This window comes from Marinomonas sp. NPDC078689 (assembly GCF_044542435.1).
GTDB lineage: Bacteria > Pseudomonadota > Gammaproteobacteria > Pseudomonadales > Marinomonadaceae > Marinomonas > Marinomonas arenicola.
Genome location: NZ_JBITUJ010000003.1, coordinates 186,508 through 200,406, shown reverse-complemented (window position 1 = coordinate 200,406; position 13,899 = coordinate 186,508). Strand labels below are relative to the sequence as shown.

The following is a 13,899-nucleotide window of genomic DNA, read 5'->3' as shown; positions in this document are numbered from 1 at the left end:
GTGCTCTATAAAAGCTAATTGTGTCCCGTTCGTCTAGAGGCCTAGGACACCGCCCTTTCACGGCGGTAACAGGGGTTCGAACCCCCTACGGGACGCCATTCTAATGTATTAGAATACAGTCGTAAAAATCGTGAGTTATAGCACTATAAAAGCTAGTTGTGTCCCGTTCGTCTAGAGGCCTAGGACACCGCCCTTTCACGGCGGTAACAGGGGTTCGAACCCCCTACGGGACGCCAATTTTACACAGTAAGCCTTCTATCTATAGATTGCTTTACAGAGAATATTTCACTAAAGAGTGTGGCTATTAACACTCTCTTCGTATTTTTCTTTTTTGCATGGGATTTTCTTTAATCTCACCTTTCTTGTTTTCTATCCCTCTGTTTTTAAAAGCATTATTCCAGCCCATTGTTGAATTAAAATCCTGTTTCCTGATTGGGTTACGGCTCCTTTGCTGTTTTTTCTTTGAAAATTACCCACTAAGAGCATCATTCAGCACTGTTTCAGAATCTCTTGTATTAAGACAAAAGCTCTCTGGGAGGTTCGTGACTTTTACGCTATCATAGCCCACCATTTTTATTCTGAGTTTATCCATCTTCATGCAGTGGTTTATTAATTATCGACAAGACCCAATTTCACCGTCTGATCGAGGCTTAGCCTATGGCGATGGTCTTTTTGAGACCATGAAGGTGTCATCCGCTGGGGTTGAATATCTAGATGATCATCTTGCGCGTCTTGCTCGCGGCTTAAAAAAATTGGCCATGCCATTTTCTGATGCACAACTGGAAACATTGCGTCTTTTTTTACGTAATTCTATTCAGCCTCTTGTTAAAACAGAGTCCGTTGTAAAAATTATTGTCACAAGAGGCGAGGGAGGGCGAGGTTATTTACCGCCCGAAGATTGCCAACACACCATTTTGATTGGCATTGCTGATGCGCCGAATTACCAAGTTCAGCAAAAATCTGGCGTACATTTGGGTGTTTCTGATGTTCCGGTGAGCGAAAACCCTTTTTTATCGGGTATGAAACACTTAAATCGACTTGAAAATGTTCTGGCTAAGCAAAAGTTAAGCGATCTGCATTTTGAAGACGTGATGTTAGATGGTCGTGGCCATGTGATTGAATGCATTCAAAGTAATATTTTTTGGTTTAAGCGAGGGGGGCTATACACACCTTCTTTGAGCCAAGCGGGTGTGCAAGGCGTTTTTCGCCACCAGGTTTTGAGCAATCAAGCGCTTTATCATGTTGAAGTGGGGCATTTTTCGTTAAACGAATTGAAACAGGCCGATGAGATCTTCATCACCAACAGTTTAATGGGCATTGTTCCTGTGATTTCTTTATTAGGATGCTCAATACCGATTGGTATCCACACTCAACGATTACAACACCTAATGCAAACTAAGGATGTGCATGACGCTTTTTAAATGGTTTATAAGAGTTTTTGTGTTAGCCGCTTCATTATTGGCTGTGCTTGCTGGCGTGGTGTATTACTTATTAACCAGTCCGATTAATTTAGACAAAGAAGCCCGCTTTTACATTCAGTCAGGTGACACCTCTTACAAAATAGGTCATGAGTTGAGTGAGAAAAATTGGATACTTGATCCAATGCTCATGCGCGTTGTTGCCAGATTGCACCCTGAATGGGTACCTAAAGTCGGTGAGTACGCCGTTATGCCAGGCATGACCTTACTGGATTTGATGGCGTTGTTTGATTCCGGTCGATCTGTGGTGTATTCAGTCACCTTATTGGAAGGCAAAACACTGGACTACTATTTGGCAACCATGGCCGCTAAAGGCAATATCAAAATGACCTTAAAGGGGCTCACGAATGAGCAAATAGCAAAACGTTTTGCATTAGACGTGAGCAACCCAGAAGGGCAGTTTTTTGCCAATACGTACCAATACCATGAAGGCGATACAGATTTTAGTATCTTACAGCACTCCCATCGTTTACTAGAGCAGACATTGGCGGATTTATGGGACAAAAGAGACAAAAATTTACCCTATAAAAATGCCTATGAAGCGCTGGTGATGGCGTCTATTATTGAGAAGGAAACAGGGGCGCCAATAGAGAGACCCTTGATTTCACGAGTGTTTATCAGTCGTTTAGAAAAAGGCATGCGCCTACAAACCGACCCTACGGTTATTTACGGATTGGGGAAAAACTTTAACGGTAATTTGACTCGAAAAGACCTGCGCTCTGCGTCTCCTTATAACACCTATTTACACTTTGGGTTACCGCCAACGCCGATTGCGAATGTGGGCAAAGAAGCGATTGAAGCCGCGTTAAATCCAGGCGAAACCAAGGCGTTGTATTTTGTTGCCAAAGGGGATGGTACCCATGCCTTTTCAAATACATTGCAGGCTCATAATAGAGCGGTCGCCAAGTACCAAAAATACCACAGACGCTCGGACTATAAATCCATTCCTGAATCTACCGTTAAGGAGAACGCACAGTGACCGGTAAATTTATCTCTTTAGAAGGCGGTGAAGGCAGTGGCAAATCCACCGCAATAGTCTGTATTCAGCGCTGGTTAGACGCAGAAAACATTGATTACATCATGACCCGAGAACCTGGTGGCACTGTATTGGCAGAAGAAATTCGTGGGCTTATTTTGGCATCCCGTGATGAAGCGGTGGACGATATGACTGAGTTGTTATTGATGTTTGCGGCCCGAGCTCAACACATGTCACAAAAAATCCGCCCCGCGTTAGAGCAAGGGCTTTGGGTGATCAGTGATCGTTTTATTGATTCATCTTTTGTTTATCAAGGCAGGGCGCGTGGTGGCGATACTGAAAAACTTAACACGCTAACGGAATGGGTAGTGGGCGACAATAAGCCTGATGCCACACTGTTACTCGATGTACCCGTCGACATCGGCATGCAACGAGTTGCGGATCGAAAAAACGCCGACCGTTTAGACAAAGAGTCGATCGAGTTTCATGAAAAAGTGCGTCAGGGCTTTTTAGAGCAAGCCGATCTAGAACCTGAGCGCATAAAGGTGATCGACGCCAGTCAGCCTTTAGAGCAAGTTAGCGCACAAATAGTGACGCAATTAAATGCTTTAAAAACGGCTTGGAAAAGGGGCGTATAAATGGCAGACATTGCGCCCTGGTTGATGGCTTCATTAAGTCAGGTACAGGCTTTAAAAAAGCAGAAGAAACTGTCGCATGCTTTGTTGGTGACTGGCGCAGATGGCGTCGGCCAAGAGGAACTTGCTCGCACGATGGTCAAAGATTTAATGTGTGAGGAACTGGACCAAGCTAAGGCCTGTGGTTATTGCCATTCGTGCCAATTGATGGCCGCCAATACACACCCAGATTATCGGGTTTTAGACGGGGAAGAAGGGGCGATAAAAGTCGATCATATTCGTCAATTAACGCAAAAAATCAGCCAAAAACCCCAAGTTGGTCAAAATAAGGTGGTGTTGATTACCCACGCACAGGCGATGAACATTAACGCCGCTAACGCTGTGTTAAAAGCGTTAGAAGAGCCTGCGGACCGCACTTATTTTGTGCTAACAACGTCCCAATCCAGTAGTTTATTGCCAACCATTCGCAGTCGTTGTTTATTGGTGAATGTGCCTACGCCGAACTTGGCTGAGGTGACGAGCTGGTTGCACCAGCAACCCGATGGCGACGAGTTAGCCTCGTTGTTTTGGCTTACCACACAGCCTTTTCGCTTGTTGGCGATTGAAAAGCAACAAAAAACCGCTATTTACAGTGCTTTACCGGATGCCATAAAAGCGCTTTTGCAAGGGGAAAAAGGCGTTGATCTTGTATTAAAAGGCGTAAGCAGCGCCAATATAGAAGATTATTGCAATGGTCTTGCGGCAATTTTACATCAATGCATCAATCATTCTGCCGGAGCCACACTGCCGTCTGCATTAGCGGATCTTTACCCTTTGATTATGCGCCGAATGAGCATCCAACAAATAATGCTGCGCTATCAAAGCTTACAAAAACTGAAATCGGATCTACTTAAAACCAACCTTAATCCGGTTATGCAGCTTACTTACGAATTGAACCAATGGTGACACCTTTATGTTAATCGACACTCACTGCCATCTAGATAAATTGGATTTAACACCTTATAACGGAGACATTAACGGCGCGATTGATGCGGCGGCTCTAAAAGGGGTTAAGCAAATGCTTAGCATTTCGGTCAATCTAGAAGACATAGACACTATTCTTAGCTTTACTGAGCGCCAAGGTGTGTTTGCAAGCTGTGGCGTTCATCCATTACACAAAGAAGGCTTGATTTGTTCTCCTGAGCCGTTAATCACGCTTGCTCAACACGAAAAAATCATCGCGATTGGTGAGACCGGCTTGGATTATTTTTATGAAAAAGACAGCGCGGTTCATGAGTTGCAAAAACACAGTTTTGCGCAACATCTACAGGCCGCAGGCACATTAGGTTTGCCTGTCATCATACATACCCGTGATGCTAAAGCGGATACCTTGTCGTTAATACGCCAACATGGCAATCCAAGTAGCGCGGGGGTGGTGCATTGTTTTACCGAAGATTACGAGATGGCCAAAGCCGCCATTGATGAGAATTACCTCATTTCGATTTCAGGCATTGTCACCTTTAAAACCGCTCAAGAACTAAAAGACACGGTCAAGAAGCTGCCTTTGTCGTCTTTAATCGTTGAAACCGACGCCCCATATTTGGCGCCTGTGCCACACAGAGGCAAGAAAAACGAGCCACAATACGTGGCGGATGTGGCGCAGTTTGTTGCGGACATCAAAGGCATTCGTTATGAGGCCTTATTAGAGGCCACCGCTGAAAATTTCCACCGAGTATTTTCAAAAGCGACCCCAGAACAGCAAATTATGATCAAGGCCTAATGCGTTTAGGTCGTTTTTTGCACTAAGTGAATTGATTTTTCTAGAAAATTTTCTTGTTTTGCCTTTCCTATATAGGCGACAGGTAAACAAGGGTGTTAGTCTGAGATGATAAATTTAAACATAACTGAAAGAAGAGAATTTTCTTTCGCAAGCCTTACAAAGAACCGGCTTGTTTTATTTAAGGAAGCCCATTGATGTCCAATATGGTTACCCCACTTCCATATCAAGTATTGTCGGCCAAAGTCCCGACAGACCATCTTCCCTTCGAAACTTTGAAAGATATTGATGCCCTAAGCGGTATTTTAGGCCAAGAACGTGCGGTTGAAGCGATTCAATTCGGCGTGGCTATGCAGCGCCCAGGCTACAATATTTTTGCGATGGGAGACTCAGGTACAGGTCGTTCCTCTTATGTATTGAACTACTTGAAGAGCGAAGCCAAACGTCGTACACCGCCTAATGAATGGGCCTACATTAATAACTTTACCGAAAGTCATCGTCCTAAGGCGCTTGAATTTGCGCCAGGCAAAGCGGCTGAATTCGCCAAGGAAATTCGTGCTTTGATCGATGGTTTGATGGCGACATTCCCAGCGGCGTTTGAGAACCCAACGTATCAACAGCAAAAAGGGGCGATCGATCGAGCTTTTAATGAGCGCTACGAAGCGGCGATCAATAAAGTGGAGCGTGTGGCGGTAAAAATTGGCGTGGCCATGTTCCGCGATGCGTCTTCCGTCAGTTTTGCGCCTATGAGAGATGGCAAGGCGATTGAAGAAAATGATTTTGCCGGATTAAGTGACGAAGACCGTGATGCCTTTCAGGAGTCCGTGTCTCAGTTGGAAAGCTTGCTTAATGAAGAGTTATTAAGCTTACCACTTTGGAAGCGTGCGTCTTATGAGCAGTTACGCCAGCTAAATTTGGATACGGTGAACGAAGCGCTAGACCCATTAATGGCACCGCTGTTTAAAGAATACGCAGAACACGAAGCGGTGACAGAGTACCTCAAAGCCCTACGTGAAGACCTTGATAAAACCATCATAGATCAGATGGCCGATGACAAGGTGTCGGAAAACCGTGACGAAATTGGCCGTCGTCAATTGTACGAAGAGTTGTACTTGCCTAACATCGCGGTGACCCATCAGCCTGATGGCGGTATGCCGGTTGTTTATGAGCCGCATCCAACGTATCGCAATTTGTTTGGCCAAGTTGAGTACAGCAGCGATCAAGGTATGCTGATTCCAAGTTACCGCTTGATTCGCTCTGGTAGCTTGCACGCGGCCAATGGTGGTTATCTGATTCTGGACGCAGAAAAGCTCTTAACCGATCACTATTTGTGGGAAGCGCTCAAACGTGCTTTAAAAAGTAAGTCGCTAAAAATTGAGCACCCTTACGCGGACATGGGACTCATGAACACAACAACCTTGGCACCACAAGATTTGCCGTTACAGGTAAAAGTGGTGTTGATCGGTTCCAGAGACATTTATTACTTGTTGCAGGACGCGGACCCTGATTTCCAAGAGATGTTCCGAGTCTTGGTTGATTTTGACGATACTTTGAAACGCACCAAAGAGTCTGAATTTGCGTTTGCTCGTTTGATGAAAGACCGCATCGACAAAGAAGAGTACGCGAATGTGACTCGCGACGGTGTTGCGGCCTTAATCGAATACAGCAGTCGTCTGGCCGAGCACCAAAAAGAAATGGCCGCTAAAATAGGCGATGTGTTTGAGCTGTTAGGTGAAGCCGACTTTGTGCGAGAAATGGCGCGTGATGAAAACATCACCAAAGATCACATTGCCCGCGCCTTGAAGGCGAAAAAACACAGAACCGGTCGCGTTAGTGAAAAAATCATTGAAGAGATCATTGAAGGCACTGTGCTGTTGGAGAGTGAAGGCCATGCGGTGGGCAAAATTAATGGCCTGACCGTGATGCAAATTGGCGACAGCAGCTTTGGTGCGCCAGCTCGCATATCGACGACAGTCCACCCAGGTGGAAAGGGCATCATTGATATCGAACGAGAATCTAACCTTGGTCAGAATATTCACTCCAAAGGGGTGCTTATTTTATCTGGTTATCTTGGTAATAAATACGCTCAGCGTTTCCCGCTGGACATTTCTGCGTCTATTGCGATGGAACAAAGTTACGGCTATGTGGATGGCGACAGCGCTTCAACGGCAGAGTTATGCTGTTTGCTTTCTGCTTTGATCCAGATGCCATTACGCCAAGACTTAGCCATTACTGGGTCTTTGAATCAGTACGGTGAAATTCAAGCAATTGGCGGCGTGAACGAAAAGATCGAAGGCTTTTTCAACGTTTGTTTTGCGCGCGGATTAACCGGCACTCAAGGGGTGATTATCCCGAAATCGAATGCCAATAATCTGATGCTAAATGATGATATCTTAGACGCGGTAAAAGCAGGACAATTCCATGTCTACGCGGTGTCAACGGCTGATGAGGCGCTGCATTTGCTCACAGGCTTAGAAGCAGGCGAGGCCAATGACGAAGGCGAATACCCTGAAGGCAGTATTTCTGCTCGTGTTATCCAGCGTTTAGAAGAAATCTCTAAGTTGGGTGAAGAAGAGGAAGAGGACGACGACGAAGAAACCGATGGCAAAGACGGTAAATCTGACAAAGGGAAGAAAGACGATTAATACGCTAAAAAAGGTAAGGTGGCCGAATGGCACCTTACCTTATGCTAGTGTTTGCCGTGGGTTCGTTTGATGATTTGAACTTTGCATTGGCTATTTACCAATGAAAAAATCGTATAATAGAGGTTGTTGGTTTTAATGTAGCTGGCAATCTCTTTTCTGTTACTTGGTCTATGAACTTTCAAAACCTCAGCCTGATGAAATACTTTACCTTTGATGAACTTCTCAGCGACTTTATCGGCCGCGTTTTTTGCATCGTAATCGTTGCATTCAGACCAGGATGGTGAGCTGATCATGAGGGTAAGAAGCGTCATGAGTAGCCGTGCTTTGATATGGAACATAGCCTATAAAAACCTATTGTTTACTGTGCTTTATTTTTAATAAACCCCATGGGATAGATAGCAACGCTGCTTTGTAAATCAAAGACGGTGTTCTACCCTAAGGGTTATCCAAATTACTTCGGAGATTGTGTTATGACGTTACAGCGTAAGTTTTCGCTTGTGGTGTTTGCATCCGCCATTATTGTGGCGTTAATTGTTGGCTCTTTTGGTTATTTTCAACTTAAAAACACCTTGGTTGATGGTTTGAATGACCAGGTATCATCGATTGCAGAAGGGCAGTCTCGAACCATATCAGAATGGGTTCATGGAAAAACCGCCACGATTAACAGCTTAAGCAATCACTTTACTAAGCATGATGTGACGATTGGTGCGCTTTTACAAGCCGAAAAATCGGGTAATTTTGACTTGGCCTACATTGGGACGAAAGAAGGTGACATGGTGTTAAGTCATCACGCCACTATGCCAGCAGGCTTTGATCCTCGCACTCGCCCTTGGTACAAAAAAGCGCTAACGTCAGACAGCGTTCAATACACAGAACCTTATATTGATGTCAGCACGAACCAACTTATTATTTCTGCCGCAGAGAAAGTTGTGGATGCGTCAGGGGTCAAAGGCGTTGTTGGTGCCGACATGAACTTAAGCAATCTCGTTAAGGGCATTTTGCATGTCAAAATGATGGATAAAAGTCGTGTCTTTTTAGTCTCGACAAAAGGTGTGATCATTGCGCACCCTGATGAGAAGCTAGTCCTTAAAAACATGGCGTCGTCTTTGGGTTATGGTTTAGATGTGGTTAAACAGGCACAAGGAAAACTGGTTGAAACACAGTCAAAAGATGGGCTTGTGTTAGTGGCAGGTGTTGCGGTTCCTGACACCGACTGGGTTATCTTCTTTCAGCTAGACAAAGCCACGGCGATGGCGCCGCTGAGTAATCTATTGATTTCACTTATGGTGGCAATGGTTATCGCGGCAGTGGCCGTAAGCCTTGTCATGGGACTGGTTAGCCGAAAATTGTTGAGTGGCATTGATAAGGTCAATCAAGTGTTGGCAGAAATGAATAACGGTCAAGGGGATTTAACCACTCGCATCCCAGAAACCAGCAAAGATGAGATTGGCGATTTAGCGCGTCATTTTAATGGCTTCTTACAAACCTTAGCGGGCATTATTTCTGAAATTAAGGTGTTGTCGTCCAACCTTAATAGTTTGGCTCAAGACTCTCATCGTTTAACTTCTCAGTCGTCTTTGGACCTGAGTACTCAATTGGATGAGATTACCGCGGTGGCGACGGCCGTTGGGCAAATGTCGGCGGCGACCCATGAGATCGCATCCAACGCAGAAAGCACCGCGAATGCTTCTCGAGAAGCGTATCAAAATAGCCAAGAAGGCAGTGATCAGGTTGTCAAAAGTAAACACTCGATCAGCGACCTTGCGACACAAGTTACCGACGCTTCGAGTATTATTGGTAATCTTGATCATCAAGTGCAAAGCATCAGTAGCATATTAACAACCATTCAAAATATCGCCGAACAAACCAATTTATTGGCGTTGAACGCAGCGATCGAAGCCGCTCGTGCCGGTGAACATGGTCGTGGCTTTGCGGTGGTGGCTGATGAAGTTCGTGTGTTGTCACAAAGAACGCACAACTCAACAGAAGAAATTAAAGAAATGATCGACGGCTTAAATAGCACAACGCAAAAAGCCGTGGATATTATGCATTCAGGTCAAACGGTGGCGAACAGCTCTGTTGAAGACGCAATCGCAGCGGCAGAAAGCTTGGTGGCAATCCAGAATTCCGTACAACGGATTAGTGATATGTCATTGCAAATTGCCAGCGCGGCAGAAGAGCAAAATATTGTTACCAGTGATATATCGAACAACAGTTTGTCGATCAAAGAAATCGCCAACAAGCTGGCAATCGAGTCCCATGAAAGTGCCAAAGGCGCTGAGTCATTAGCGCAATTAGCACAAAGACTAGAGCAGCAAATCGCGAGATTTACTATTTAATAGGTCGAACGAGTCGGATGATCTTGAGTCTCCCTTTTCTATTTGTGTTTCAATAATGAAAAGGGTAGCTTGACTCCTTTCACAGCAGATTGTAATAATCAATTTTATCACCCTTGGGCAGAGGAAACTTCAAATGTACAAACGTCTTTTTATCGGCGCACTCGCCACCTTGGCATTTTCAACGAATGTATTGGCACACGGTGCTTGCGAAGGTCGTCCTTTACACCATGATATGGAAAACATTAAAACGGAATTAAAAAGCATGGCATCAAGCCTAAAGTCAGGGGACAACGAACAAGCCGCTAAAAAGGTTGAGCAAGTCATTGCTTTGTTTAAAGACGCCCGTTCTCAAACACCGTACCTGTTCGTCGAGAAAAAACTCTCTGGGGACGCGCTAGCAAAAGAAACCGCTGAATACCAAAGTGTCATCGATGATACGATTCAAGTCTTCTCTTCTTTAGAAACTGCGTTAGAAAACAATGACTCAGCTAAGATAAAAACGCTAATGGGAGAGATTGGTAAGCAAAAACACATTGGTCATAGTACGTTTAAAGCAGATTGCTAATCGTCTAAATGATGACCTTGCTTGAATTGACTGTTACAATGCGCGCGCGATAAAGAGAGGAAATTATGGCTCGTACTAAAAAATCGCGCAGCATGCGTGGCAAACTTGGAAAAACTGGTTCAAAGGAAATGATGAAAGAGCAAAATAAAGCTCGTAAAGCATCGTCTACTCGCCGTTTTAAAGTCAAAAAATCCAAGGAGCGCAAAGAGCAAGCGCACAAAAAGCTTGATAGACTGGGTTTGCTTCCTGAAAAAGAAGCAGCACAGCCAGCAGCACGTCCACGTCGTTTTGTGTTCGTGAAGCCTAAAGAAGAGAAAGACACCGAATCTACTAAGCCGACATTGATCTCAGGGATAAATCAGGAAACTGAAGATTTATCTGTTGATGAATTATTGTCTGCTTTCTCTGAAGAGAATTAAGCAAATATCTGTAAAACTTAAAAAAAGGCTGCTTTTGCAGTCTTTTTTTATGCTCAAATTATCCATTACAATAAAAATTATCTATGCGGGATGAGTTGTAACATGAATGTAAAAGCCTCTGTTCCTATGTCAAGTGTACGCTATTTATTAAAAGCCGTTGAAAATCAAGGCTTAGACAGTGACGCATTGTTAGAGAGCTTGGATATCGTACGTTCCGATATTGAACAAAACAGTCATTTTCCTGCCTATCAATACGGCATGCTGTATCAAAAAATTATGTGGCTGGTTCAGGATGAATCGTTCGGCATGTTGAGTGGTGGTAAGGTGCCCAATGGTACCTTTAGAATGATGTGTTTGTGTATTATTCATGCGCGAAGCTTGGCGCATGCCATGTACCGTTGCAGCGATTTCTACGACATCTGTCGTGGCCCCACAGTAAAGCCTGTATTGATCAAAAAAGGGCGCTTTGCCATGGTCACCTTTGCTCCGATAGAGTCGGCGGATGCTAGGGTGGCGGACATAGTGACGCCAGAGTCGAAAGAGCAGCTAAGAACCACTTTGTCTATGTGGCATCATTTTATTTGTTGGTTAATTGGTCGCCGTTTGAGCCTGAAGGCCGCTTATTTCACCAGCGAGCGTCCCGATGATGTGGAGTACTATAAGACTTTATTTCAGTCCGAAGTACGCTTTAACCAACACGCCAATGCGCTTGTTTTTCCTGCCAGCTATCTGGATATGCCGATAGTCCAAACCGAAGACAGCTTACGTGGTTTTCTAAAAACAGCACCGTACCAATTACTGGTCATGGTTGAAAACGACAACAGCTTAAAATCTCAAGTAATGGCCATGTTAGGCAAAGACTTCTCTCGAGAGATGCCAAGTGCAGACGAAGTCGCAAGTGGGCTTAATATGAGTGTGTCGACTCTGAGACGCCGCCTCAACGAAGAAAAAACATCCTACCAGCAGATCAAAGATGAGTGTCGCAAAGAAGCGGCCATTACCTATATGAACGCACCACAGTTGAGTATTAATGACATCGCTGCGTTAATGGGGTTTGATGAACCCAGTGCATTTTTCCGATCTTTTAAAAAATGGACGGGGATGACGCCGGGTGAATATCGAAAAAGTGATGAATTTTTGAAGTTTGGTCGCTCTATGAAAAGCTTATAAATCCGTACCTTGTGACGCCTTCTACCTTATTCTGATTGTATTTGTCAGAAATAACGGCCTGATATGTTATTGAGAGATTCGCTCATTTTTATCATTCTATAGTTATACATCCGCTCGGATAAATAACCGGAGAATAAAAAATGAGCGATTACCTGTACCCTCTAAACGATATTCTTTTTAGCCTACAAAAAGTGGCCAATTTTGATCGTCTAACGCCTTATGTCGATGGCGGCCTTGACGACGATTTGCTGGGCGCTATTTTAGCCGAAGCCGGCAAGTTAACCGAACAAGTGATTGCGCCATTAAATTGGTCGGGAGACCAAGAAGGGTCTCGCGTTGAAAATGGCAATGTTATTGAAGCAAAAGGCTTTAAAGACATTTACCGTAGTTATTGTGAAGGCGGCTGGGGTTCTCTCTCTGGTGCCACTGAGTACGGCGGTCAAGGTTTGCCATCCAGCATTGCTACCGCTGTCAACGAAGGCGTCCAAGCGGCCAACTTGGCTTTTTCATTGTGTCCGTTATTGAGTCAAGGGGCGATCGAAGCGATTAGCTCCCATGCCAGCGAGACGCTTAAAGAGACCTACCTACCCAAGATGCTAAGCGGTGAATGGACCGGAACGATGAACTTAACCGAGCCATCGGCAGGTTCTGATCTTGCTGCCATTGCTTGTAAAGCCATTCCTGATGGCGATGTGTATCGTATTAAAGGTCAGAAAATCTTCATTACTTGGGGTGATCATCAAATGAGTGACAACATCATTCATTTGGTTTTGGCGAGGCTTCCCGATGCGCCGGCGGGTGTGAAAGGCATTTCTCTGTTTATTGTGCCTAAATTTATTTTGGATGAGCAAGCCAATCCAGGCCAGCGTAACGATGTCCAAGTGGTGTCTGTTGAGCACAAAATGGGCATTCACGCGTCGCCAACCTGTGTGATGAGTTTTGGTGAGAACGAGGGCGCGATAGGGTATTTAGTTGGCATGGAAAACGAAGGTATCAAAGCCATGTTTACCATGATGAACAATGCGCGTCAGGGTGTCGGTTTGCAAGGCTTAGCGATTGCAGAGCGTGCTTATCAGCAAGCGCTTGAGTATGCTAAAGAGCGTAAGCAAGGCATGAAGGCCGATCGCTCAGGGAAAGCCGCGATTATTGAACACCCAGATGTATTGCGTATGTTGATGACAATGAAATCTCAAATTGACGCGATGCGCTCTCTTATTTACATGGCGGCGGTGGAGAACGATTTATCTCACCTAGCAGAAGGCGACGCAAAACAAAAAGCCAAGACACGCACCGCGCTGTTAACCCCGATTGTGAAAGGCTGGATTACTGAGCAAGCTCAGGAAATCACCTCATTGGCGATTCAAGTTCATGGTGGTGTTGGTTTTATCGAAGAAACTGGGGTTGCACAGCACGCAAGAGATGCGCGCATTTTGCCTATCTATGAGGGCACCAATGGCATTCAAGCGATCGACTTAATTGGTCGTAAGCTGTTAACAGACCAAGGCGCGGCCATGGCGGATTTATTAGCAGAAATGAAAGCCGAGATCGAAACATTGGTGGTTGGCAGTACCCATGATAATGCGCTAAAAGTGCAACAGGCGATTCTCTTGGCTGAGCAGGCCACCGCGTCGTGTTTGCGCAGTATGAATAAAGACGCGCTGTTAGGAACAGGCTCTGCCTATGGCTACATGATGATGATGGGCAGTGTGATAGGCGGCTGGTTGCAGGTTCGAGCACAGATGTTGAGCGAGAAAAGCACGACATTGAGTGAACCGCAAAAACAGTCTTGGAAACAATCCGCAGATTTTTATTGCGATCATATTTTAGCTCGCGCTGGTTATCACGCGCAGACGGTTATTGCCGGACAAGCGTCAATCGATACGCTGAACGAAGACAGTTTTGCTAGATAACAGTTA

12 protein-coding genes and 2 tRNA genes are annotated in these 13,899 nt (G+C 45.0%); 13 read left to right on the top strand and 1 reads right to left on the bottom strand.

The annotated features are described in order from the left end of the window. Nucleotides 1-22: 22 nt before the first annotated feature. The 8 genes from ACIGBN_RS07125 (at nucleotide 23) to ACIGBN_RS07090 (ending at nucleotide 7,490) form a co-directional block, all read left to right on the top strand. A tRNA-Glu gene (locus ACIGBN_RS07125) sits at nucleotides 23-98 on the top strand. 62 nt (nucleotides 99-160) lie between these two features. Beyond that, nucleotides 161-236 (top strand) — tRNA-Glu (locus ACIGBN_RS07120). Nucleotides 237-596: 360 nt separating this feature from the next. Beyond that, nucleotides 597-1,421 (top strand): aminodeoxychorismate lyase, encoded by an 825-nt coding sequence (gene pabC, locus ACIGBN_RS07115; protein ID WP_396664493.1) that lies wholly within the window; start codon nucleotides 597-599, stop codon nucleotides 1,419-1,421. Nucleotides 1,422-1,440: 19 nt separating this feature from the next. After that, complete coding sequence (mltG, locus tag ACIGBN_RS07110; protein WP_243712039.1) at nucleotides 1,441-2,457, top strand: endolytic transglycosylase MltG; 1,017 nt, start codon at nucleotides 1,441-1,443, stop codon at nucleotides 2,455-2,457. Then, nucleotides 2,454-3,092: a dTMP kinase gene (tmk, locus tag ACIGBN_RS07105; RefSeq protein WP_396664491.1), complete on the top strand. Its 639-nt coding sequence runs from the start codon at nucleotides 2,454-2,456 to the stop codon at nucleotides 3,090-3,092. Before mltG ends, tmk begins: the two co-directional genes overlap by 4 nt. Beyond that, nucleotides 3,093-4,034: a DNA polymerase III subunit delta' gene (gene holB, locus ACIGBN_RS07100; RefSeq protein WP_396664489.1), complete on the top strand. Its 942-nt coding sequence runs from the start codon at nucleotides 3,093-3,095 to the stop codon at nucleotides 4,032-4,034. A 7-nt stretch (nucleotides 4,035-4,041) separates the two neighbouring features. Beyond that, the gene (locus ACIGBN_RS07095; protein ID WP_133003893.1) at nucleotides 4,042-4,848 is read left to right on the top strand and encodes a TatD family hydrolase; all 807 of its coding nucleotides are present in this window, start codon (nucleotides 4,042-4,044) and stop codon (nucleotides 4,846-4,848) included. Between the two features lie 194 nt (nucleotides 4,849-5,042). Next, complete coding sequence (locus ACIGBN_RS07090; RefSeq protein WP_396664486.1) at nucleotides 5,043-7,490, top strand: Lon protease family protein; 2,448 nt, start codon at nucleotides 5,043-5,045, stop codon at nucleotides 7,488-7,490. 44 nt (nucleotides 7,491-7,534) lie between these two features. Here ACIGBN_RS07090 and ACIGBN_RS07085 read toward each other — a convergent pair whose 3' ends face one another. Continuing rightward, nucleotides 7,535-7,801: a hypothetical protein gene (locus tag ACIGBN_RS07085; RefSeq protein ID WP_243712040.1), complete on the bottom strand. Its 267-nt coding sequence runs from the start codon at nucleotides 7,799-7,801 to the stop codon at nucleotides 7,535-7,537. Nucleotides 7,802-7,960: 159 nt separating this feature from the next. Between ACIGBN_RS07085 and ACIGBN_RS07080 the strand changes: the two genes are divergently transcribed. The 5 genes from ACIGBN_RS07080 to ACIGBN_RS07060 all read left to right on the top strand — a co-directional run bounded on the left by ACIGBN_RS07080 (nucleotide 7,961) and on the right by ACIGBN_RS07060 (nucleotide 13,893). Next, nucleotides 7,961-9,829 (top strand): methyl-accepting chemotaxis protein, encoded by a 1,869-nt coding sequence (locus tag ACIGBN_RS07080; RefSeq protein WP_396664484.1) that lies wholly within the window; start codon nucleotides 7,961-7,963, stop codon nucleotides 9,827-9,829. A 133-nt stretch (nucleotides 9,830-9,962) separates the two neighbouring features. Continuing rightward, nucleotides 9,963-10,394, top strand: coding sequence for a cytochrome b562 (locus ACIGBN_RS07075; RefSeq protein ID WP_396664482.1), 432 nt, complete (start codon nucleotides 9,963-9,965; stop codon nucleotides 10,392-10,394). 65 nt (nucleotides 10,395-10,459) lie between these two features. Beyond that, nucleotides 10,460-10,813: a hypothetical protein gene (locus ACIGBN_RS07070; RefSeq protein WP_133003898.1), complete on the top strand. Its 354-nt coding sequence runs from the start codon at nucleotides 10,460-10,462 to the stop codon at nucleotides 10,811-10,813. 102 nt (nucleotides 10,814-10,915) lie between these two features. Next, nucleotides 10,916-11,983: an AraC family transcriptional regulator gene (locus ACIGBN_RS07065; RefSeq protein WP_133003899.1), complete on the top strand. Its 1,068-nt coding sequence runs from the start codon at nucleotides 10,916-10,918 to the stop codon at nucleotides 11,981-11,983. 140 nt (nucleotides 11,984-12,123) lie between these two features. After that, nucleotides 12,124-13,893: an acyl-CoA dehydrogenase gene (locus ACIGBN_RS07060; RefSeq protein WP_133003900.1), complete on the top strand. Its 1,770-nt coding sequence runs from the start codon at nucleotides 12,124-12,126 to the stop codon at nucleotides 13,891-13,893. Nucleotides 13,894-13,899 lie beyond the last annotated feature (6 nt).

Excerpts from the sequence above, each read along its gene's own strand:
- pabC (WP_396664493.1), top strand. The coding sequence starts at position 597 with ATGCAGTGGTTTATTAATTATCGACAAGACCCAATTTCACCGTCTGAT.
- holB (WP_396664489.1), top strand. The coding sequence starts at position 3,093 with ATGGCAGACATTGCGCCCTGGTTGATGGCTTCATTAAGTCAGGTACAG.
- ACIGBN_RS07095 (WP_133003893.1), top strand. The coding sequence starts at position 4,042 with ATGTTAATCGACACTCACTGCCATCTAGATAAATTGGATTTAACACCT.
- ACIGBN_RS07090 (WP_396664486.1), top strand. The coding sequence starts at position 5,043 with ATGTCCAATATGGTTACCCCACTTCCATATCAAGTATTGTCGGCCAAA.
- ACIGBN_RS07085 (WP_243712040.1), bottom strand. The coding sequence starts at position 7,801 with ATGACGCTTCTTACCCTCATGATCAGCTCACCATCCTGGTCTGAATGC.
- ACIGBN_RS07080 (WP_396664484.1), top strand. The coding sequence starts at position 7,961 with ATGACGTTACAGCGTAAGTTTTCGCTTGTGGTGTTTGCATCCGCCATT.
- ACIGBN_RS07075 (WP_396664482.1), top strand. The coding sequence starts at position 9,963 with ATGTACAAACGTCTTTTTATCGGCGCACTCGCCACCTTGGCATTTTCA.
- ACIGBN_RS07070 (WP_133003898.1), top strand. The coding sequence starts at position 10,460 with ATGGCTCGTACTAAAAAATCGCGCAGCATGCGTGGCAAACTTGGAAAA.
- ACIGBN_RS07065 (WP_133003899.1), top strand. The coding sequence starts at position 10,916 with ATGAATGTAAAAGCCTCTGTTCCTATGTCAAGTGTACGCTATTTATTA.
- ACIGBN_RS07060 (WP_133003900.1), top strand. The coding sequence starts at position 12,124 with ATGAGCGATTACCTGTACCCTCTAAACGATATTCTTTTTAGCCTACAA.